Origin of the sequence: Pseudomonas sp. 43A, from assembly GCF_013363935.1 — a bacterium.
Classification (GTDB): Bacteria; Pseudomonadota; Gammaproteobacteria; order Pseudomonadales; family Pseudomonadaceae; genus Aquipseudomonas; species Aquipseudomonas crudilactis.
This window is the reverse complement of sequence record NZ_CP054880.1, coordinates 3,263,699-3,285,271: the sequence shown is the minus strand read 5'-3', so window position 1 is coordinate 3,285,271 and position 21,573 is coordinate 3,263,699. Positions and strand designations below refer to the sequence as shown.

Genomic DNA, 21,573 nt, shown 5'->3' with positions numbered 1-21,573 from the left:
TTAGCTGACTTCCCCAGTCGGGTCTAGCCTTACTAGTCCGAAGTCGGCACGAGCCGGCCGTAGCAGACCTGATAAGGACCCGAACATGGCAAACGAATCGAAATGCCCGTTCAACCACGCCGCCGGTGGTGGTACGACGAACCGTGACTGGTGGCCGAATCAACTCAACCTGAAAATCCTCAGTCAGCACTCGCCCAAGTCCGACCCGCTGGGCAAGGATTTCGACTACGCCAAAGCTTTCAAAAGCCTGGACTTCCAGGCACTGAAACAAGACCTCAACGCGCTGATGACCGACTCCCAGGACTGGTGGCCGGCCGACTTCGGCCACTATGGCCCCCTCTTCATCCGTATGGCCTGGCACAGCGCCGGCACCTACCGCACCGCTGATGGCCGTGGTGGCGCCGGTTCCGGCCAGCAACGTTTTGCGCCGCTCAACAGCTGGCCGGACAACGTCAGTCTCGACAAGGCCCGCCGCCTGCTGTGGCCGATCAAACAGAAATACGGACGGAACATTTCCTGGGCCGACCTGATCGTTCTCACCGGTAACGTCGCCCTGGAATCGATGGGTTTCAAAACCTTTGGTTTCTCCGGGGGCCGTCCTGATGTGTGGGAGCCGGACGAAGACGTCTACTGGGGTTCGGAACACGAATGGCTCGGTGGCGACAGCCGTTACGGCAAGGACAAGTCCGCCATGCAGGAACCCGGTGACGGCACGTTGGTCGCCGAGCCGGATTTGCATGGCAGAGAAGAGAGCCGCACCGATCAGGGCGAACGCAATCTGGAAAATCCGCTTGCCGCAGTGCAAATGGGCCTGATCTATGTGAACCCCGAAGGTCCGGAAGGCAATCCTGACCCGGTTGCTTCAGCCCACGATATCCGCGAAACCTTTGGCCGCATGGCCATGAACGATGAAGAAACCGTCGCCTTGATCGCCGGCGGTCACGCCTTCGGGAAAACCCACGGCGCCGGTCCGGCCGATAATGTCGGCGCCGAACCGGAGGCCGCCGGGCTTGAAGAGCAAGGTCTGGGCTGGCGCAACGCTTTTGGTACCGGCAAGGGGGCGGACACCATCACCAGCGGCCTCGAAGTGACCTGGACCACCACACCGACACAGTGGAGCAACAACTACCTGGAAAACCTGTTCGGCTTCGAGTGGGAATTGAGCAAAAGCCCGGCAGGTGCGCATCAGTGGACTCCGAAAAACGGCGCCGGTGCCGGCACTGTTCCCCACGCCCATGATCCGAACAAGAAACTCTCACCAACCATGCTCACTTCTGACCTGGCGCTGCGTTTCGACCCTGCCTACGAGCAGATCTCCCGGCGCTTCCTCGCCAACCCGGATCAGTTGGCCGATGCTTTCGCTCGCGCTTGGTACAAGCTCATCCACCGTGACATGGGCCCGCTGTCGCGCTACCTCGGCCCGGAACTGCCGAACGAAGAACTGCTGTGGCAGGATCCGATTCCCGCCGTCACTCACCCACTGATCGACGACAACGATGCCGCAGCGCTGAAAAGCAAAGTACTCGCCTCAGGCCTGTCGGTGTCGCAACTGGTCTCCACCGCCTGGGCGGCACTCTCGACATTCCGCGGTTCAGACAAGCGCGGCGGCGCCAACGGCGGTCGCCTGCGTCTGGCACCGCAGAAGTTCTGGCAGGTCAACCAGCCTGAGCAACTGGCCAAAGTGCTGCAAACCCTTGAAGGTATTCAGAACGAGTTCAATGGCGGCGGCGCGGGCAAGAAAGTCTCGTTGGCAGACCTGATCGTGTTGGCAGGGAATGCCGGGATTGAGCAAGCAGCGAAAAACGCCGGACACTCCGTCTCAGTGCCGTTCAATCCAGGGCGTACGGACGCCAGCCAAGAGCAAACCGACGTCGACTCGTTTGGCTTCCTTGAACCGATTGCCGATGGTTTCCGCAACTACAGCAAGGGCAAATACACCGTATCGGCTGAGGCGCTGCTGATCGACAAGGCACAACTGCTGACCCTCACCGCTCCGGAAATGACTGTGCTGCTGGGTGGCTTGCGGGTGTTGAACACCAACGTCGGGCAAACCCGGCATGGCGTGTTCACCTCGCAAACCGAGACGCTGACCAACGACTTCTTCACCAACCTGTTGGACATGGGGGTGGAGTGGAAGCCGAATTCAAGGGATGCGGATGAGTTTGAAGGACGCGACCGTAAAACCGGTAGCGTGAAGTGGACGGCGACACGGGTTGATCTGGTGTTTGGTTCCAATGCGCAACTGCGCGCGCTGGCGGAGGTGTATGCCAGTTCGGATGCGAAAGAGCAGTTTGTTAAGGACTTTGTTGCGGCCTGGACGAAGGTGACGAATTTGGATCGGTTTGATTTGAAGTAATTTTTCGGAAAATGAAAACGCCGCATTGTTTCAATGCGGCGTTTTTTGTGTGTACGGCTTGGGTTTTATGGTGATGCGTAAGCCCTACCCCCTCACCCCAGCCCTCTCCCCCAGGGGGGGCGAGGGGGAGAGGGAGCCGATCTTCGTGTTGTTCAAAACCTGAGTTCGACTCGGTCGTTCAGGTCGGTGTATAGCGCAAAGACACCTCGGTCAGTCCCCTCTCCCACTGGGAGAGGGTTAGGGTGAGGGCCGGTCCACAGCTGGAACACCGACTCCAACACACCATCAAGCCAGACTCTTGCTCACCACTTCAAACACGTCACTCGACAACTGCCCCGACGCCCGAATCCGCTCCAGCTCGCCTTTCATCAACGCCTGACGCGCATCGTCATATTTGCGCCAGCGCGTCAGCGGCGCCAGTTGGCGCGAAGCGATCTGCGGATTGAAGCCGTTCAGCTCGATCACCAGATCCGCGAGGAAGCGATAACCCGAGCCATCCGCCGCGTGGAAGTTGATCAGGTTCTGCCCGGCAAACGCGCCGACCAGCGCACGCACCTTGTTCGGGTTCTTGATGTTGAACGCCGGATGCTGCATCAACGCTTTCACCCGCTCCAGCCCGCCCGGCAAAGTGCTGCCGGCCTGCACGCTGAACCACTGATCCATGACCAGCGGGTTGTCCTTGAAGTGCTCGGCGAAGCTCGCCAGCGCCAAGGCTTTCTGTTCTTCGAATGGCGAGTTGACCAACACCGCCAGCGCGGTCAGGCGCTCGGTCATGTTGTCGGCCGTTTCGAATTGCTCCAGCGCCGCCGCGAGGACTTCCGGCTTGCCGCTGAGCATCAGATACGACAGCGCTATGTTCTGCAGCGCGCGACGGGCGAAATGCTCGGCTTCGGCCACGTACGGGGTTTGCTTCGACAGGTCACGGTTGGCCTGATAACGCAGCCACAGCGCTTCGAACAGACCTTCCGCCAGTTGCTGACGGGCGAACTCACGGGCGATATGAATCGCATCGACATCCGCCACTTCGCTGATTTCAGTGAGGTACGCCTCACCCGGCAACGAAAGCATTTCAGCGACCATCGCCTGATCCAGCGATTCATCCGACAGCACCGTGCGCAGTGCCGAGACCAGACGTGGGTCGAGCTTCAGGCTCTCGCCCTTCTGCTGCTGACCGATCAGCTCTTGCAGTATCTGCACCGACAGTTGCTGACCGGCATCCCAGCGGTTGAAGCCATCGCTGTCGTGCTGCATCAGGAACATCAATTGATCGCGGTTGTACGGGAAGCTCAGTTTCACCGGCGCCGAGAAGCCGCGCAGCAGCGATGGCAGCGGCTGTTCAGCGATGTCGACGAAGGTGAAGGTCTGCTCGGCTTCGGTCACCGAGATCACGCGGGTGGTGACTTGCGCCGATGCTTCGCCGCTCAGACGCAGAGCAATCTCGTTACCTTGGCTGTCGAGCAGGCCGAGTTCGACCGGAATCACGAACGGCAGTTTTTCAACTTTGTCCGGGGTTTCCGGGCAGCTCTGGCGGAAGGTCAGGCTGTAGGTTTTCGCGGCGGCGTCGTACGACTCGCTCACCGCCAGACGTGGCGTGCCAGCCTGGCTGTACCAGCGCTTGAACTGGCTCAGATCGACGCCGTTGGCGTCTTCCATCGCTTTGATGAAGTCGTCGCAGGTTACCGCTTGGCCGTCATGGCGTTCAAAGTACAGATCGCTGCCCTTACGGAAGCCTTCGGCACCGAGCAAGGTGTGGATCATGCCGACCACTTCCGAACCCTTTTCGTACACGGTCAGGGTGTAGAAGTTGGAGATTTCGATGAAGCTGTCCGGGCGCACGGCGTGAGCCATCGGGCCGGCATCTTCGGCGAACTGATGGGTGCGCAGATAAGCCACGTCCTGAATGCGCTTGACCGTGGCCGAGTTCATGTCAGCAGAGAAGCCGGAATCACGGAACACGGTGAAGCCTTCCTTGAGCGACAGCTGGAACCAGTCGCGGCAGGTCACGCGGTTGCCCGACCAGTTGTGGAAATATTCGTGGGCGACGATTGCTTCAACGCGCTGGTGTGCAGCGTCGGTGGCGGTTTCGGCGCGAGCGAGCACGGCGCTGGAGTTGAAGATGTTGAGGCCCTTGTTCTCCATCGCGCCCATGTTGAAGTCGTTGACCGCGACGATCATGAAGATGTCCAGATCGTACTCGCGACCGTAAACCTCTTCGTCCCAGCGCATCGACTTCTTCAGGCTGGTCATCGCGTGCTGGCACTTGTCGATGTTTTCCGGCTCGACATAAATGCGCAGCGCGACGTTGCGGTCGGTCATGGTGGTAAAGGTGTCTTCGACGCACCACAAGTCACCGGCCACCAGCGCAAACAGGTACGCCGGTTTCATGAACGGGTCTTCCCACGTCGCCCAGTGCCGGCCGTCTTCGCCCGGGCCCGAGGCGATCGGGTTGCCGTTGGAAAGCAGCACCGGGTAGCTGTGCTGTTCGGCGACCACGGTGGTGGTGAACTTGCTCATCACGTCCGGGCGGTCGAGGTAATAAGTGATCTTGCGGAAACCTTCGGCTTCGCACTGGGTGCAGAACATCGTGCCGGACTTGTACAGGCCTTCCAGCGCGGTGTTGGTTTCCGGGTGGATCCTGACGCTGGTGTCGACTGTGAAGATTTCGCTGGCCGGTTGCAGGGTCAGATGATTCTCGGACAATTGATAGTCAGCAGCGCCAAGCTCTTTATCGGCCAGGGTCACCGACAGCAGCTCCAGCTGCTGGCCATCGAGCACCAGCGGCGGCAGGCCCGGGCCACGTGCCGGGTTGCGGCGCATCACCAACTGCGCGTGCACCAGGCTGTGATCCTCGAACAACTCGAAGGTCAGGTGTGTTTCGTCGATCAGGTACTCGGGCGCCTGATAGTCCTTGAGGTAAATCATCTTCGGTTGTTCGGTGCGCATGCTGGAGTCCTTATTGATGCACGGCGAGCTGATAAGCCGTGTACTTGCGAATATTGATCACGCCGGTATCGAAGATCAGGTACTGGCCCTTGATCCCCAACAACGTGCCTTCGGCAATCGGGTTCTTGTCCAGGTTGAAGCTGACGATTTTCGCCGGGTATTGCTCGACCGGGTAGCGGATTTCCAGCGGTTCGACATCGGCAATGGTCTGAATCGCCTGTAGGCCGAATCGCTCTTGCAGGCCTTGCAGACCTTCAGCGCAACTCTCGAACAGTTGATCGCGCACCTGTGCCAGATCGACTGCCACCGCATCGCCCTTGAGCAACGCGCGCCAGTTGGTCTTGTCGGCTACCTGACTGCGAAACAGATCCTCGACGAAGCCCGACTGCTGCCGCGTCGAAACGCGCATGATCGGCAACGCCTGGCACGCTCCCTGATCGATCCAGCGAGTCGGCAGTTGCGTAGCACGAGTAATGCCAACCTTGATGCCCGACGAATTGGACAGGTAAACCACGTGATCGGTCATGCAGAACTGCTCGCCCCACGCAGGATCGCGGCACGTGCCGGCGTCATAGTGGCAACGCTCCGGGCTCATGATGCACAGGTCGCACTGTGCCAGTTTGGTCATGCACGGGTAGCAATAACCCTGACTGAAACTGGTTTTGGTCTTGCGCCCGCAATGGGTGCAGTGGATCGCCCCCAGGTATTCCAGACGCACCGTGCTGCCGATCAACGGGTTGACCGGCACTTCGACGTCATCCAGACGAAACGCGTATTGCACGTTCGGCCCGTCCAGGCGCGCCGACATTTTGCTGATTGCACCGCGGCCAATCTCGATCAATGGATGGCATCCGACTTGAACAGGATGTTCGGCACTTCGATCGACTTCGATGCACATTCCTGCGGGCCCATGTAACCGGTGCGCTGGTCTTCAGGCAGGTTCTGGATTTCCCAGGCGATCATCGCCTGCAACGACAGCTCGCGCTGTTCGGCGGTGAGTTTGCCACCGTCCGACCACTTGCCAATTTCCACGGCCAGTTTCAGGCTCTCGTAGATGTCTGGGGTAATGTTGTTGATCATGTCGTTAAAAGAGGACATCAGGGTCTCCGTGCTCTTTATTCACTGAAAATTTTAGGCGGCCAGTTTACGGCGGTTATACAAACCGCCCAACAAACCGGTGAAGCATCCGATGAGTAACCCGCCGACGTGGGCGGCGTTGGCGATTTCGCCGAAACCGATCATCGAGATCAGCCCGGACATGCACACCAGCAACCACACCAGCATCATTACCAGCACGCCGCGCGGCAGGCGATAAGCCGGGTTCGGCGCCAGCAGCTGGAAGATCCAGCAATGCCCGAGCAAACCGTAGAGTACGCCGGACAGGCCGCCGAACAGGGTCGCGCCGCTCCAGGCAAATTGCGCGTAATTGGAAACGAGGCTGAACAGCAGCGTCAGACCGATCAGGTTGATGCTGCCCTGGCGGGACTCGATACGCCGGCCCAGCTCCCAGTACCACATGCCGTTCATGGCCAGATGGAGAATGCCGAAGTGGATCAGCATCGGCGTGACCAGACGCCACCACTGCCCCGCCGCGAGGCTGTCGGCCAGCGGTGTGAAATGGATGTACTCGCCGACTACCTGAAAATCGAGGAAGGTCAGCCAGCGCAGCGTTTGCAGGTTTTCGCCGAGATACGTCAGCCCGCCAACGATCAGGCACAACAACAGGATGAACCCGGTGGCCTTGGCGTATTTCAGTTGCTCGGCAAAGCTCGGCCGCTTGAAGGTCTGCGCAACGGGGATGTCCAGTGTTTGCTCGGGATCACCCGCCGGGAAGCGTTCGTACAACGAGCGCACGTCTTCGCTGATTTCCGCGGGTGCCCACAGCACTTGTTCGCCGGCCTCTTCGCTGACGCGATGTGGCACTTGCATGCGTTGCAGCAGCTTGACGAAACCACTCAGGTCCACCGCCAACGGCAGACGCAATACCGCTACCGCAGTCATTGCAGCACCTCCGGCCGCTCGACATCGACCCAGACAAATTTATGCGGATCCAGACGGGTTTCCTGATCCAGACGATAGGCGACCAGTTTGCCGTAGAGCACCGCGCTGTAATCCAGACACGCGAGGTTCGGGCGGATCGGCGCCGGTTTGCCGCTGCGCCAGTAGTGGCCGACGAAGAGCAACGGCTCGTCGACGCCGTAGCGCAGCAAGTTGTTTTTTTCACTGGAGGTCAGCGGCTTCTGCGCCACCGGATCTGGCAGTGCATCAGGCTGGAAAACGATATCGCCGTAAGTCTTCGGGTCGTCTTCCCAGAACTTGGTGCGGAAGAACGAGCGCACCAGACCATCGCCGCTGGTCATGGTCAGGCCATCCGGCAGGCGCATGTCGGTGCCGCGCAGCAGGCGGTCGAACACGGTGCAGGCGAAGCTGTCCGGCACGGCCGAGGCCTGCAGGAAGTGTTCATCGATGCAGCCATTGGGGAACAGCGCGCGCAGCGGTTCGATCAGGCCGGCATCCCAACAGGCATGCACAACCCGGAAGCGTCCGGCGTCGACAAACAGCGGCAGCTCATAGAACCAGCGCTGGAAATCATGCCAGTCGCCGGGATGATCTTCGAACTGGGTCAGGGTTTCGTGCAGCAGGCGCGCATGGCGCGGCGTGTGTTCGCGGACGAACTGCTTGCCGCTGCCCGGCAGCGCCGGCGTGCTCCAGCCCAGAGCATTGAATTCGTGGTTGCCCATGATGCACAAGGCCTGACCGGCCTCGACCATATCGTGGACGATGTGCAGCGCCTCGCGAATGCGCGGGCCACGGTCGATAATGTCGCCGACGAACACGGCCATGCGCGATGGATGCCGCCAGACCCCGCCCTGCTTGTGATAACCGAGTCGGTCAAGCAAGTGTTCGAGGGTCAGGGCGCATCCGTGCACGTCACCGATCAGGTCATAACTGCGCGCGGGATCGAGCATCAGTCGCCTCCACCGCCCAGCTTGCTGCCCCAGCCGAGCTTGGTGCGGCAGACTTCGTAGTAGTTGTGATCCAGAGGATGAATCAGCCGCAGTTTCTGCGCTTTCTTGCTGACGGTGATGGTGTCGCCCGGCGCGCAGGTGAAATGGTTCTGCCCGTCGCAGGAGACTTGCGGGTAAATCTGCATGTTTTTCGACACGACGATTTTCAGCTCACTGTTGCCATCGACCACAATTGGCCTGCTCGACAACATATGGGGGTACATCGGCACGATCACAATGGCATCGAGCTTGGGATGCATGATCGGCCCGCCGGCAGACAGCGCGTACGCGGTTGAACCGGTCGGCGTCGCGACGATCAGGCCGTCGGCCTTCTGGCTGCAAACGAACTGGCCGTCGATGTACAACTCGAACTCAATCATCCGCGTCGATTTGCCGGGGTGCAGCACCACGTCGTTGAGCGCATCGCCCTGGCCGATGGCCTCGGCATGCCGGCGCACTTCGGCTTGCAGCAGGAAGCGGTTTTCCACCAGATAGTGGCCGTCGAGCACTTTGGCGACTTCGACTTCCAGCTCGTCCGGGCGAATATCGGTGAGGAAGCCGAGGCTGCCACGGTTGATTCCCAGCACCGGGATATTGTGTTTGGCCAGCGCTCGCGCGGCGCCGAGCAGGCTGCCGTCACCGCCGACGACGATGACCATGTCGCAGACTTCACCGAGCATCTTGCGCGACGAGGTTTGCAGGCCGTGGCCCGGCAGGACTTCGGCGATGGTGTCTTCGAGGATCACATGCAGGTGACGATCGAGCAGAAACCGTTTCAGTCGGCGGACGGTATCCAGCACCTGGGAACTGCCCAGGCGACCGATGATGCCGATATTGCGAAATTGCTCCATGAGACCTCTGCGGACAATCGAAAACGCGAAAAAACCGATTATGGGCGAAAGCGCCGGTTAGACAAAATCCTTTCAGCCTCAAGGGTGTGCTCGTGTTTACGGCTATGCTCGCAAGATGATCCTATTTCCCGACTTGCTGCAGTTGCCCCACCAATTACGCCATCCGGAAGTGCGTGATCTGGCGTGGGTGATCCTCGCCCCGCCGATGCTCGCCAGCACGCCGTGGCCGCAGCGCCATCCGCTGGCCGGCAGCGATTGGGTGCACGATCCCGAACGCCTGGAACACTGGTTGCGCCAGCTCGACCGCGACAGTTATGGCCTGCTGCATTGGTTGTCGCAGGCGCGCACGCGGCGCCTTGGCCTGTATTACGAGCGGCTGTGGCAGTTTGCCGTGGAGCATGCGCCGGGGATTGAACTGATCGCGGCCAATCTGCCGATCCGCCGCGAGGGCCACACCCTCGGTGAACTGGACATGTTGCTGCGTGACCGCGATGGCGTGCATCACCTCGAACTGGCGATCAAGCTTTACCTCGGCCCGCAGAATGGCGATGGCCGTGATTCGGCGCAGTGGCTGGGGCCGGGTTGTCATGATCGGCTCGATCGTAAACTGGCGCATCTGGCCGAGCATCAGTTGCCGATCTCGGCGCGTCCGGAAAGTCGCGAAGTGCTCGCGGCGCTGGATATCGAGGTGTTCAGCGCGCAGCTGTGGCTGGGCGGATATCTGCTCTACCCGTGGCCGGGGCAGTCCGAGTCACCGAGCGGTGCGCATCCGCAGCATTTGCGCGGTAGCTGGTTGCATCAAAAGGATTGGCAGGCGTTTGTCGCGCAACGCCCGGCCGGACGCTGGCAACCCCTGCCCCGCCACGCCTGGCTGGCGCCGGCGCATTATCCGGCGGATCAGACGTGGACTTTGGAGCATTTACGGATGTGGCTGGAAGACCTGGAGCCGCTGGCACCGGCACAGCTGATGGTGCGCCTGATCGAGAATGCGCAGGGGGAATGGGAAGAGGCTGAGCGGTTGTTTCTGGTCTCGGACCTTTGGCCGAATGTGCCCGGCCAGGCCTGAGATTTTTGGCGTTTGATATGACCCCTTCGCGAGCAAGCTCGCTCCCACATTTGGACTGCATTTCAAATGTAGGGAGATGAGATGCATTCCCCTGTGGGAGCGAGCTTGCTCGCGAAGGGGTCGACTCGGTCTACAGGGAAAGCCGCAAAGCCAATGCCGCCAACGTCACCAACAACACCGGCACCGTCAACACAATCCCGACCCGGAAGTAATACCCCCAGCCAATGTGAATGCCCTTGCGCTCCAGCACATGCAGCCACAGCAAAGTGGCCAGACTGCCAATCGGCGTAATCTTCGGCCCCAGATCACTGCCAATCACGTTGGCATAGATCATCGCCTCCTTGACCACTCCGCTGGCCTGACTGGCATCGATCGACAACAAACCAATCAACACCGTCGGCAAGTTATTCATGATCGACGACAGCAACGCCGTCAGCACCCCGGTGCCCATCGCAGCGCCCCACACACCATGACCGGCGAAGACATCCAGCCAACCGGCCAGATACCCGGTCAGCCCGGCATTGCGCAGGCCATAGACCACCAGGTACATGCCCAGCGAGAAAATCACGATCTGCCACGGCGCTTCTTTCATCACCTTGCGCGTGGAAATCTTGTGGCCACGGGCGGCGATGCCCAGCAGCAGCGCGGCGCACACGGCGGAAATCGCACTGATCGGAATGCCCAATGGTTCCAGCGCAAAGCAACCGATCAGCAGGATCACCAGCACCGCCCAACCGGCATAAAACGTGGCTTTGTCGTGGATCGCCGTCTCTGGATGTTCGAGTTGTTCGGGGTCGTAAGCCGCCGGAATGTCACGGCGGAAAAACCATAGCAACATGCCCAGCGTCGCCGCCACGCTGACGAAGTTCACCGGCACCATCACCGCCGCGTAGCGGTTGAAGCCGATGTGAAAGAAATCCGCCGAGACGATGTTGACCAGGTTCGACACCACCAGCGGCAGGCTCGCGGTATCGGCGATGAAGCCTGCGCCCATGACGAAGGCCAATGTCGCCGCCGGAGAAAAGCGCAGTGCCAGCAGCATCGAAATCACGATCGGCGTGAGAATCAATGCCGCGCCGTCGTTGGCAAACAGTGCCGACACCAGCGCGCCGAGCAGCACCATAAAGGCAAACAGCTTACGCCCACTGCCCCGTCCCCAGCGCGCCACGTGCAATGCGGCCCAATTGAAGAAACCGGCTTCGTCGAGCAACAGACTGATGATGATCAGCGCGACGAAGGTGCCGGTAGCGTTCCAGATGATCTGCCACACCAGCGGGATATCGCTCAGGTGTACAACGCCGAAGATCAGCGCCAGCACCGCGCCAAGCGTCGCACTCCAGCCGACGCCAAGGCCTTTGGGTTGCCAGATGACAAGGGTGATGGTCAGCAGGAAAATCAGTGACGCAGCGAGCATCCGCGACAGCCTTAAATTAAGTAGAAGAGATAAACACTAAAAACTGTGGGAGCGAGCTTGCTCGCGAAGGCGGACTGTCAGTCACCCATCATGGGTGACTGATGGCCCCTTCGCGAGCAAGCTCGCTCCCACAGGATCTCTGTTGTGCCAGGGATTTGGGTGAGCTTACTTCTTGTGTTGCTCTACGAATTGTCCGTAAGCATTGATAAAACTCTGCAGAAAAGGTTTCACCGACTCACTCAATTTGCCCGCCTCATCAAACGCCGAACCTGCCCCGCCCAGATACGCTTCCGGCTGCTGCATGCACGGCACATTGAGAAACACGAACGACTGCCGCAGATGCTGATTCGCGCCGAAACCACCGATGGCGCCGGGCGATACACTGATCACCGCCCCCGGTTTGCCACTCCAGACAGCTTTGCCGTAAGGCCGCGAGCCGACATCGATGGCATTCTTCAACGGCGCCGGCACCGAACGGTTGTATTCGGGCGTGACAAACAGCACCGCGTCGGATGAACCCACTTTTTCCCGGAAAGTGCTGTAGGCTGCCGGCGGTGAATCACCGTCGATATCTTCGTTATAAAGTGGCAGATCGCCAATTTCGACAATCTCAAGCTTGAGGTTCGCCGGCGCCAGCTCCGCCAGTGCCAGGGCGACTTTGCGATTGATCGATGCTTTTCGCAGGCTACCGACCACTACAGCGACGTTGTAGACATTGCTCATGGGAGACTCTCGATGGTCCGTGGGAGGAGCCCGTAGTTATAGATGATCCGGTGACGATTCCACCAGCACACAATGGGAAATTCCCGCGCGCTGATTATTTTTTTCCTGTAGGAAAACTTACAGGCCTTGATGGCGGTCTACCAAGCCGCAAATCAAGCGTTTTATCTCCAGAGGTTCTAAGCAGATGGCAGCAGTACTGGTCGGTCAGTTCCATGCAAGAGATGCGGAAGGCCGCGTTTATTCCGTGCATGAGTTCCAGGAATCCAACCCGTCGGCAGACGGTTCCACTGGCTCGGAGCCCATTTACAAACTGGCCATTGGCGATCGCGTCAACAAGGTCAACGAGAACGAGTTTCTTCTGGTTCAGTCAGGCATCACCCTGATCCGCGAACCCGAGCCAACCGTCGCTTCATAACTGACCGTTATGAGCAGAAGTCATATGCGCAGACTTGGGGTAGGATTCAGCCACTGACCCCACCTGCTGAACATGGACTTCACGCATGCGTTTACGTCATATCGAAGTGATTCAGGCGCTCTTGCAGACCGGTCACCTGGGCACCGCCGCCGAATGGTTGCAGTTGCCGGTGGCCGAGGTCGAAGAGCGTTTGCGCGAAGCCGAGAGTCAGTTGGGGTTCATGCTGTTCGCCAGCGTGCGCGGACGCCTGCAATCGACGCCGGAAGCACGAGCGTTGCAGGTGGAAATCGCCCACGTTTATGAAGCGCTGGAACCGGTGCAACGCCTGGCCAGCAGCCTCAAGCAATACCTCGCCCCGCCACTGCGCATCATCGGCACACCGCCGCTGGCGCAACAATTACTCCCGCAAAGTCTCGCCGCCCTGCGCCGACGCCTGCCCGATGCACCGTGCAGCCTGCTCAGCGCGCCGACCCGCGATATCGTCCGCAGCCTGTTGTTGCGCGAAAGCGATCTGGGCTTGAGCCTGCACGATCCCGAACACCCCGACATTGATTGCCGGCCACTTTCCCAGGGCAAGCTGCAACTGCTCGCACCCCACGGCTGGCTGCAACCAAAACAGAAATACATTTCCCTGCAGGACCTGGCCGGTCAGACGATGGTCGGCCTCGAAGGCCAGGACCCGCTGAGCCCGGCGCTGGAAAACAAACTCCAGGCGTTGCGCCCGGCACCGAGCATCCAGACCCGCGTGCAAACCCATCAGATGATGCGCAGCATGGTCGAGGCCGGCGAAGGCCTGGCCATCGTCGACCCGTTCACCGCACTGGGCGCACGCTCTGCCGGGCTGGATGTCTGCCCGCTGTCACCGGCCGTACCGATCAGCCTCTACGCCCTGACCTTCAAGCACGCCGCGCCGTCAGCGGCGATTCAGACTCTGCTCACCATCGTCACGGAACAAGCCGAGGCGATGCTGGCGAGCTAAGCGAATTTTCCAGAGGATTATCGAACAATCGGTACCAGAACAGCGCTACTTCGGCGGTGTTTGGATCAATGCCGCGATAACGCAACTGGTCCACGCCACCAATCACGTAGCCGCAACGCTCATACAACCGACAAGCGCCAAGGTTGTTGTTCTGGGTTTCGAGCATGATCCCCGGCAGTTTTTTCTTGCGGCTCCAGAACTGCGCGACATCCAGCAACGCCTTGGCCACGCCATGCCGCCGGGCCGGCGCATGCACCGCCAGCTCATCGATATGCGCGAAGCCGTTCCAGTTGGTGCTGATCACCAGATGGCCAACCGGCTCATCGTCGAGATAGGCCATGAAAATCGCGCTGGCCGGCGCGTTGTGGAAAGCGCTGAATTCCTCCGGATCGATGCCGTAGCACTTGCGATACGGCACGATTGGCGTCACCCGCCACTGCTCGACTGGCTGGCCAATCACGGCAGCGCCATAGGCGGCAACCTCGAAACTGAAGTCGCTGCCCCAGATATACGGCGCAAAGCCTTCATCGGCAACCCGCACCGACAGCCCTGGGTATTTCGGATTCATGACCGGTTGCATACTGGGAAAAGTCCTCATTCCTTGACGCAATCGACGGTGTATTGCCGTCCATTGCCCTCGTCTTCGTGCTGCAATCCATGCACATCCGCGACAAAACCGGGGAAGCTGCTATCGAACGTGCGAGCGAATTTCAGATAATCAATGATCGAGCGGGTCGATTCGGTAAAGCGTTCGCCGGGCATGATCAATGGAATCCCCGGCGGATACGGTACTAGCATGACCGCAGCAATCCTGCCTTCCAGCTCATCGATCGGCACCGCCTCGACTTCGCCGCGCACCAGATGATCGTAGGCGTGAGCCGGTTTCATGGCAATTTCCGGAAGCACGGTGTACATGCGTTTGAGGTGTTTGGCTGTGGCGTTGCTGCGGTAGCAGGTGTGCAGTTGATCGCACAAATCACGCAGGCCCATGCCGCGATAACGCGCGGTGTCTTGCTGGGCGACGCACGGCAGGCAACTGTCGAGGCGCACGTTGGCGTCGTAACTGCGCTTGAACTCCAGCAGTTCAGTGAGCAGCGTGCTCCACTTGCCTTTGGTGATGCCCATCGAAAACAACACCAGAAAGGAATACAAGCCTGTTTTTTCGACGACCAACCCACGCTCCCAGAGAAACTTGCTGACCACCGCCGCCGGAATGCCCTTCTCGCTCAGCGCACCGCCAGCGTTCAGCCCTGGCATCACCAGCGTGACTTTGATCGGATCGAGCAAAACGTAATCGTCACTGACCTCACCAAAGCCGTGCCATTCGGCATCCGGTTGCAATAACCAGTCTGCGGTCTGCACGCGGTCGATGCCTTCGACACCCGGCGGCTGCCAGATCGAAAACCACCAGTCATCAGCGGCAATGTGCTGACGCAAATTGGCCAGCGCGCGACGAAAGCTCAGGGCTTCATCAAAGGTTTCCTGCAACAGCGAACGACCGGCCGGGCCTTCCATCATCGCCGACGCGACGTCCAGCGAGGCGATGATGCTGTACTGCGGCGACGTCGAGATGTGCATCATGAACGCTTCGTTGAAACGGTCGCGATCCAGCTGCCGCGCACCGCCATCCTGCACATGAATCATCGACGCCTGACTGAACGCGGCGAGCAGTTTGTGCGTGGAATGGGTGGTGAACACCAGCGGGCTGTCTTCGCTACGCGAAGTGGCCATGCCATAGCGCCCGGCGAAAAACTCATGAAACGCCGCGTAGGCGTACCAGGCTTCGTCGAAATGCAGGACCTCGACGCTGTTGCCGAGGCTTTGCTTGATCAGTTCGGCGTTGTAGCAGAGGCCGTCGTAGGTCGAGTTAGTCACCACGGCGAGTTTGACTTTCGGCGCACGGCCCTTGGTCAACGGACTGGCGTCGATCTTCGCTTGAATCGATTCGCGGCTGAATTCGCTCAGCGGAATCGGCCCGATAATGCCCAGCTCATTGCGCTCCGGGCACAGGTACAGCGGAATCGCCCCGGTCATGATGATCGCGTGCAACACCGACTTGTGGCAGTTGCGATCGACCAGCACCAGATCATCGCGCCCGACCATCGAGTGCCAGACAATCTTGTTGGCGGTCGAGGTGCCATTGATCACGAAAAAGGTGTGATCGGCGCCGAAATTGCGCGCAGCACGTGCTTCTGCTTCGGCGAGCGGCCCGGTGTGATCGAGCAGCGAGCCGAGTTCCGGCACCGACACCGACAAATCCGAACGCAGGGTGTTTTCGCCAAAAAACTGGTGAAACGCCTGCCCCACCGGACTCTTGTGATAGGCCACACCGCCGCCATGTCCGGGGGTGTGCCAGGAATAATTGGAATCGGCGGTGTGCTGCACCAGCGCCTTGAAAAACGGCGGCAGCAAACCATCCAGATACTTGCGCGCCGCCCGTGCTACTTGCCGGGCCAGAAACGGCACGGTGTCTTCGAACAGATAGAGGATGCCACGCAGTTGATTGAGCTCGGCCATGGCATCGGCCGGCGCGTTTTCCAGGGTGACTTGCTCGCCAAGGGCGAAGATCGGCAGATCCGGCGCACGCACCCGCGCCAGTCCGATCAATTCAGCCATGTTCTGCAAAAGGTGCGAGTTGGTGCTGGCGTCCTCGGCGGCGATCAGCATGCACGCGAGGCCATGATGGGTCGACGCCACCAACCGCCCTTCGGCGTAGTCGATGGCCGAAACGATATTGAAACCTTCCTGCTCCAACTCCCGGGCGATGCCACGGATACGGTCACCGGCGACCGTGTCGGCCTTGATGTCGCGATGGACGATCAACACCGGAAACTTCAAATCTTTGTACATGAGGCTCAGTGTCCTGAGGCGGCAGGTTTGCAGCTGCCAATGCACTCAGGGTAGAGGGTTGCAGCGAAAGTGGCGAGGGTGGCCACTTGGCTTCATGCCGCCAAAAGCAAAGATCGCAGCCTGGGCTGCGATCTTTTGGTCTTTCAAGCCTGCGCGTCGGCTTCGGCAATCTGCGTCCACATCGCCGGTCCACCGGCAGACTTGGCGATAATCTCCAGCCGCACCAGATGCGCCGCCAATTCATCTTCAGTCGCACGAATGATCCGCGCAGGCTGGCGATCGGCCGGCAAGCGACGAATCTCGGTCGCGGAGTTGTCTGCGCCCTCGCCCGAGCCATTACCATCCGACGCATTGCCCGCCAGCGACAGACTGGTCTGGCCACCGGTCATGGTCAGGTAGACGTCGGCGAGAATCTCCGAGTCGAGCAAGGCGCCGTGCAATTCACGGCCGGAGTTGTCGACACCATAACGTTTGCACAACGCATCGAGGCTGTTGCGCTGCCCCGGGTGACGTTCCCGGGCCATCATCAGGGTGTCGAGAATCGAGCAGTGCTGGGTGATGTCGGCGCGATCCTGCCGGCCCATCAAGGCGAATTCGTTGTTGATGAAGCCAACGTCGAACGCCGCGTTGTGGATGATCAGCTGCGCGCCTTTGATGAACTCGAAGAACTCATCGGCGACTTCGGCGAAACGCGGCTTGCCGACGAGGAATTCGTTGGTGATGCCGTGAACGCCGATGGCGCCTTCATCACTCTCGCGATCCGGTTGCAGGTAAACGTGAAAATGCCGGCCGGTCAGGCGCCGACCGATCAGTTCGACACAACCGATTTCAATGATCCGGTGACCATCGGTCACCGGCATGCCGGTGGTTTCGGTATCGAGTACAACGGATCTGGTGGCCATCAGTGTTCAGCTCTCAACGGGTCGATCTTGCAAAAAACGCGGATGTTAACACGCTCGGCGGGGTGTTTCAGGCAGACCGTGGCGTCCCATTCGCGAGCAAGCTCGCTCCCACAGTGGATGTGTGTTGTGAACACGATCCAGTGTGGGAGCGAGCTTGCTCGCGAATGGCCGCACCACGGTTCAGAAGCGAAATCAGGACTGCTTGTAACCGCGAACCTCATCCACCCCACGATTCGCCAACTGGTCCGCTCGCTCGTTACCGTGATGGCCAATATGCCCACGCACCCATTTCCAGGTGACCTTGTGGCGGTTGACCTGCTCGTCCAGCTCTTTCCACAGATCAGCGTTTTTCACCGGCTCTTTCGCTGCGGTTTTCCAGCCACGCTTTTTCCAGTTGGCCATCCACTCGTTGATGCCCTTCATCACGTACTGCGAGTCGGTCACCAACAGCACTTCACACGGTCGCTTCAAGGCCTCGAGGCCGCGAATCGCGCCGAGCAGTTCCATGCGGTTATTGGTGGTGTTGGCTTCGCCACCCCACAGTTCCTTCTCGACGCCCTTGCACACCAGCAAGGCGCCCCAGCCGCCCGGGCCGGGGTTGCCCTTGCAGGCGCCGTCAGTAAACAGCTCTACGGTGTCGACACTTTCAACGCTTTCGCTCATGCCACTCTATCCAGAATAAATGCCTGTCTTGCCGATCACGGACCGACAATGACCGAGGCCAGGACAAGCCCGGCCACGAATAAAAGAAGGTTTACGGTTCGATGCGCCGACGATTGACCTTGGCCATCGGCAGCGGAATTAGCTTGCCCATCGGCTCGCGACGCTCCTGACGTAACGGCCGCAGCCCGACCACAATCTTGCGCGCGACCAGTAAATAGAAGCCGCCGCCCGACAGTTGCCAGTCACCAGCCTTGCGTTCCCAGCCGGCCAGTCGGGCCTGCCACTTGGCTGACGCGAGCGGCGGACGATAGCACCCGAAGCGGCGTTTCTCCAGCGCGAAGCCCAGCAGATTGAGCCAGTCGGCGACCCGTGCCGGTGAGATGCAGCGCGCCTGACGCAAGGCGTCGTGAGCAAAAACATGGCGCAAGCCCCAAGTGCTCCACGGGTTGATTCCGATGATCAGCAAATGCCCACCGGGGCGCACGCTGCTCGCCGCTTCACGCAACAAACCGTGGGGTGACAGGCAGAAATCCAGACCGTGCTGCATCACCACCACGTCGGCGGCGTGCTCGCTCAGCGGCCAGGCCTGCTCTTCGCAGACGATCTCGACGCCGGGCAACGGCGCGCCAAGACGCACGTTACGCTGCACTTGCGGCGCTGCCGGCGGGGTTTCGGCCGATGGCCCGTAGTGCACCAGATAGCCGCCAAAGAAGCGGCCCAACTCGTCTTCGAGCATGCGCCGCTCTTCATCGAGCAGAAATTGCCCGAGCGGGCCGGACAGCCATTCACGGGCTGCACCGATCAGGGCCAGCCAGTCAGGATCAGCCTGTGCGAACGCTTTATCACTCATCGCATTCTCCAAAGCGCCAGGAACTACTAAGATGCGCCAATGTTTTCCGCTTGGCGAATTCCGACGATGATACAGATCAGTGCCCTGCCCGCGTTCACCGACAACTACATCTGGTTGTTACAGGATCACCGCACCCAGCGCTGCGCGGTGGTCGACCCGGGCGATGCCGCGCCGGTGCAGGCGTGGCTCGAAGCGCATCCGGGCTGGGTGTTGAGCGATATTCTGATCACTCACCACCATCATGATCACGTCGGCGGCGTCGAACGCCTGAAAGCGCTGAGCGGTGCGAAAGTCTACGGCCCCGCCAGCGAAAGCATTCCAGAGCGCGATGTGGCGCTCAAGGACAACGACACGGTCAGCGTGCTCGGCTGGGACTTCGATGTCTATGCGGTGCCCGGTCACACTTTGGGCCACATTGCCTATTACCACCACGGCTTGCTGTTCTGCGGCGACACGCTGTTCGCTGCCGGTTGCGGACGTTTGTTTGAAGGTACGCCGGAGCAAATGCACCACTCGCTCAGCCGCCTCGCCGCTTTGCCCGAAGATACGCTGGTCTACTGCACCCATGAATACACCCTGAGCAATCTGAAGTTTGCCGCTGCCGTCGAGCCGAGCAACCCGGACATTGCCGCCCGTCTGGAAAAAGTCAGCCAGCAACGGCAAAACGGTGTGATGACCCTGCCCTCGACTCTGGCCCTGGAAAAGCTCACAAACCCGTTTTTGCGGACCACTGAAACATTAGTTACACAAAAAGTGGACGAACGGGCAGGCGCTCAAAACCGGGCGCCGAGTGAGGTATTTGCGGCTCTGCGGGCCTGGAAAGATACGTTCTAAGTGACCCGCCACTTGGTACAAAAATTCTGAATGGTTGACCTAGGGGGGTGCGCTTTCTAGAATCGCCCGACATTTTTGCCCGGAACTTACTTCCAGCCAATGTCGTCATCCATACGTAAGTCCGTCAATTCAGACGCATTGACCCGCTTGGCGCAAGCCATCGCGGTGGCTGTGTCCGCCACGCTGGCGGGCTGCTCCAGCCATGCTCCGCAGACTGAAGCGACCCATACGCCGAACATTGCTGCGCGAGCCAAGCAGAAGCCGATCTGGCTGACCGAAAAGCCCAGCCCACAGGTTCCTCAGGACATCTGGGAACGCATGCGCCAGGGCTTTCAGCTGCAGGAAGGCCTCGGCGTCAACCCGCGCATCGAGCAACAGCGCCTGTGGTTCGCCAGCAATCCCTCTTTCCTCGAGAACGCCGGTGAACGCGGCAGTCTCTATATTCACTACATCGTCGAACGCCTCGAAGAACGCAACATGCCGTTGGAACTGGCCCTGCTGCCAGTGATTGAAAGCGCCTATAACCCGATGGCCTATTCCCGGGCCGACGCTGTCGGACTGTGGCAATTCATTCCGTCCACCGGGCGTTACTTCAACCTGCGGCAGACCCGCTTCTATGACGGCCGTCGCGATATCACCGCATCGACCACAGCAGCGATGGATTACCTGACCCGTCTGCACGACATGTTCAACGGCGACTGGTTGCTGGCCCTGGCGGCGTACAACGCCGGCGAAGGCACGGTCAGCCGCGCCATCGAGCGTAACGAAAAGCTCGGCCTGCCAACCGACTACTGGAACCTGCCGCTGCCGGCGGAAACCCAGGCGTACGTGCCGAAGTTGCTGGCACTGTCGCAAGTGGTGCTGGCGCCAGAAGCTTACGGGGTGAACCTCAACCCGATTGCCAACGAACCATACTTCCAGGTCGTCGAAATCAACCAGCGCATGGATTTGTCCAAGGTTGCAGCGGTGGCCAATATCGACGAAGACGAACTGTTCCAGCTCAACCCGGCGTTCAAGCAGCGCACCACCATCGACGGCCCTCAGCATTTGCTGGTGCCGACGTCGAAGGCGCAATTGCTGACCGCCAGTTTGCAGACCATGCGACCTGACGAACTGATCAGCCCGCGTTCGCTGAAACCGGTGTTCGAAGGCGCTGACCCATCGGAAGTGGCCAAGCTCAAGCGTGCTTATCGCGTGAAGCGTGGCGACAACCTTGGTTCCATCGCCAAGGCCAACAAGGTCGAAGTCAAGGATCTGCAACGCTGGAACAAGCTGACCGGCAAGAACCTCAAGGTTGGCCAGACGCTGGTGATGCAAGACACCACCAAGCGCGCGCCGGCTCGCAAGTCTGGGCGCGTCAATACAGTGATTGCGGCCAACAGCAAGAGCAAAGGCAAGGACGACAGCGCGCAGCAGACTCAGTACAAGGTCAAACGCGGCGACACGCTGTATGTAGTGGCCAAGCGATTCAACGTTGAGATGCAGCATCTCAAGCGCTGGAATCCGGGTGCGGGCAAGGCACTCAAGCCTGGGCAGATGCTCACGGTTTATCAGCCGCACTGACAGAAGAGCCCCTGAGATTTCGGGGGCTTTTTTTTGATCACGTTTTTGTGGTGTGCTTTAGATCCATCCCCCTCACCCCAGCCCTCTCCCCAAGGGGCGAGGGCTGGGGTGAGGGAGCCGATCGGGGGCTTTTCAAAATCTGAGTTCGACTTGGTA

19 protein-coding genes are annotated in these 21,573 nt (G+C 60.0%); 6 read left to right on the top strand and 13 right to left on the bottom strand.

Annotation, left to right across the window (positions count from 1 at the left end):
• Positions 1-85: 85 nt before the first annotated feature.
• The gene (katG, locus tag HUW52_RS14465) at positions 86-2,356 is read left to right on the top strand and encodes a catalase/peroxidase HPI (protein WP_175554022.1); all 2,271 of its coding nucleotides are present in this window, start codon (positions 86-88) and stop codon (positions 2,354-2,356) included.
• A 285-nt stretch (positions 2,357-2,641) separates the two neighbouring features.
• Here katG and pepN read toward each other — a convergent pair whose 3' ends face one another.
• From pepN to HUW52_RS14435, 6 genes are read right to left on the bottom strand one after another with little or no spacing between them, the layout of a single operon-like run.
• A complete protein-coding gene (pepN, locus tag HUW52_RS14460) occupies positions 2,642-5,299 on the bottom strand; it encodes an aminopeptidase N (RefSeq protein WP_175554021.1) in 2,658 nt (885 codons plus the stop codon).
• A 10-nt stretch (positions 5,300-5,309) separates the two neighbouring features.
• Positions 5,310-6,140 carry a DUF2797 domain-containing protein gene (locus tag HUW52_RS14455; RefSeq protein ID WP_016987135.1) on the bottom strand — a complete coding sequence of 277 codons (831 nt, stop codon included), beginning with the start codon at positions 6,138-6,140 and terminating at the stop codon, positions 5,310-5,312.
• A complete protein-coding gene (locus tag HUW52_RS14450) occupies positions 6,137-6,397 on the bottom strand; it encodes a YeaC family protein (RefSeq protein WP_007919229.1) in 261 nt (86 codons plus the stop codon). The genes HUW52_RS14455 and HUW52_RS14450 overlap by 4 nt, the downstream gene beginning before the upstream one ends.
• Positions 6,398-6,430: 33 nt before the next feature.
• On the bottom strand, positions 6,431-7,300 hold the full coding sequence (locus HUW52_RS14445; protein ID WP_175554020.1) for a rhomboid family intramembrane serine protease: 870 nt from the start codon (positions 7,298-7,300) through the stop codon (positions 6,431-6,433).
• Positions 7,297-8,268 carry a metallophosphoesterase gene (locus tag HUW52_RS14440; protein ID WP_007919225.1) on the bottom strand — a complete coding sequence of 324 codons (972 nt, stop codon included), beginning with the start codon at positions 8,266-8,268 and terminating at the stop codon, positions 7,297-7,299. Before HUW52_RS14440 ends, HUW52_RS14445 begins: the two co-directional genes overlap by 4 nt.
• Positions 8,268-9,158 carry an NAD(+) kinase gene (locus tag HUW52_RS14435; RefSeq protein WP_003224174.1) on the bottom strand — a complete coding sequence of 297 codons (891 nt, stop codon included), beginning with the start codon at positions 9,156-9,158 and terminating at the stop codon, positions 8,268-8,270. Before HUW52_RS14435 ends, HUW52_RS14440 begins: the two co-directional genes overlap by 1 nt.
• A gap of 115 nt (positions 9,159-9,273) precedes the next feature.
• Here HUW52_RS14435 and HUW52_RS14430 point away from each other — a divergent pair, with 115 nt between their 5' ends.
• A complete protein-coding gene (locus HUW52_RS14430) occupies positions 9,274-10,224 on the top strand; it encodes a DUF1853 family protein (protein WP_016987133.1) in 951 nt (316 codons plus the stop codon).
• A gap of 130 nt (positions 10,225-10,354) precedes the next feature.
• Here the strand turns inward: HUW52_RS14430 and HUW52_RS14425 are convergent, their stop codons facing one another.
• Together HUW52_RS14425 and HUW52_RS14420 are read right to left on the bottom strand one after the other, a co-directional pair.
• Positions 10,355-11,638: an arsenic transporter gene (locus HUW52_RS14425; protein WP_016987132.1), complete on the bottom strand. Its 1,284-nt coding sequence runs from the start codon at positions 11,636-11,638 to the stop codon at positions 10,355-10,357.
• A gap of 165 nt (positions 11,639-11,803) precedes the next feature.
• Positions 11,804-12,361, bottom strand: coding sequence for an NADPH-dependent FMN reductase (locus HUW52_RS14420; protein ID WP_007910565.1), 558 nt, complete (start codon positions 12,359-12,361; stop codon positions 11,804-11,806).
• Between the two features lie 184 nt (positions 12,362-12,545).
• Here HUW52_RS14420 and HUW52_RS14415 point away from each other — a divergent pair, with 184 nt between their 5' ends.
• Positions 12,546-12,776, top strand: coding sequence for a hypothetical protein (locus HUW52_RS14415; RefSeq protein WP_095118425.1), 231 nt, complete (start codon positions 12,546-12,548; stop codon positions 12,774-12,776).
• 85 nt (positions 12,777-12,861) lie between these two features.
• Positions 12,862-13,755, top strand: a complete 894-nt coding sequence (locus tag HUW52_RS14410; protein ID WP_175554019.1) for a LysR family transcriptional regulator — start codon at positions 12,862-12,864, stop codon at positions 13,753-13,755.
• Here HUW52_RS14410 and HUW52_RS14405 read toward each other — a convergent pair.
• The 5 genes from HUW52_RS14405 to HUW52_RS14385 form a co-directional block, all read right to left on the bottom strand.
• Positions 13,721-14,335, bottom strand: a complete 615-nt coding sequence (locus HUW52_RS14405) for a GNAT family N-acetyltransferase (protein ID WP_016987129.1) — start codon at positions 14,333-14,335, stop codon at positions 13,721-13,723. The two genes, HUW52_RS14410 and HUW52_RS14405, sit on opposite strands and share 35 nt — an antisense overlap.
• Positions 14,336-14,349: 14 nt before the next feature.
• The gene (locus HUW52_RS14400) at positions 14,350-16,605 is read right to left on the bottom strand and encodes an Orn/Lys/Arg decarboxylase N-terminal domain-containing protein (protein WP_016987128.1); all 2,256 of its coding nucleotides are present in this window, start codon (positions 16,603-16,605) and stop codon (positions 14,350-14,352) included.
• 143 nt (positions 16,606-16,748) lie between these two features.
• A complete protein-coding gene (dnaQ, locus tag HUW52_RS14395) occupies positions 16,749-17,507 on the bottom strand; it encodes a DNA polymerase III subunit epsilon (protein WP_175554018.1) in 759 nt (252 codons plus the stop codon).
• Positions 17,508-17,699: 192 nt separating this feature from the next.
• Positions 17,700-18,170, bottom strand: coding sequence for a ribonuclease HI (gene rnhA, locus HUW52_RS14390; RefSeq protein WP_007910572.1), 471 nt, complete (start codon positions 18,168-18,170; stop codon positions 17,700-17,702).
• A 91-nt stretch (positions 18,171-18,261) separates the two neighbouring features.
• Positions 18,262-19,020: a class I SAM-dependent methyltransferase gene (locus tag HUW52_RS14385; protein ID WP_175554017.1), complete on the bottom strand. Its 759-nt coding sequence runs from the start codon at positions 19,018-19,020 to the stop codon at positions 18,262-18,264.
• Positions 19,021-19,086: 66 nt separating this feature from the next.
• On the opposite strand from HUW52_RS14385, the gene gloB reads away from it, so the two are divergent.
• Positions 19,087-19,854, top strand: coding sequence for a hydroxyacylglutathione hydrolase (gene gloB, locus HUW52_RS14380; protein WP_175554016.1), 768 nt, complete (start codon positions 19,087-19,089; stop codon positions 19,852-19,854).
• A gap of 99 nt (positions 19,855-19,953) precedes the next feature.
• On the top strand, positions 19,954-21,417 hold the full coding sequence (locus HUW52_RS14375; RefSeq protein ID WP_007910577.1) for a transglycosylase SLT domain-containing protein: 1,464 nt from the start codon (positions 19,954-19,956) through the stop codon (positions 21,415-21,417).
• The last annotated feature ends 156 nt before the right edge of the window (positions 21,418-21,573 follow it).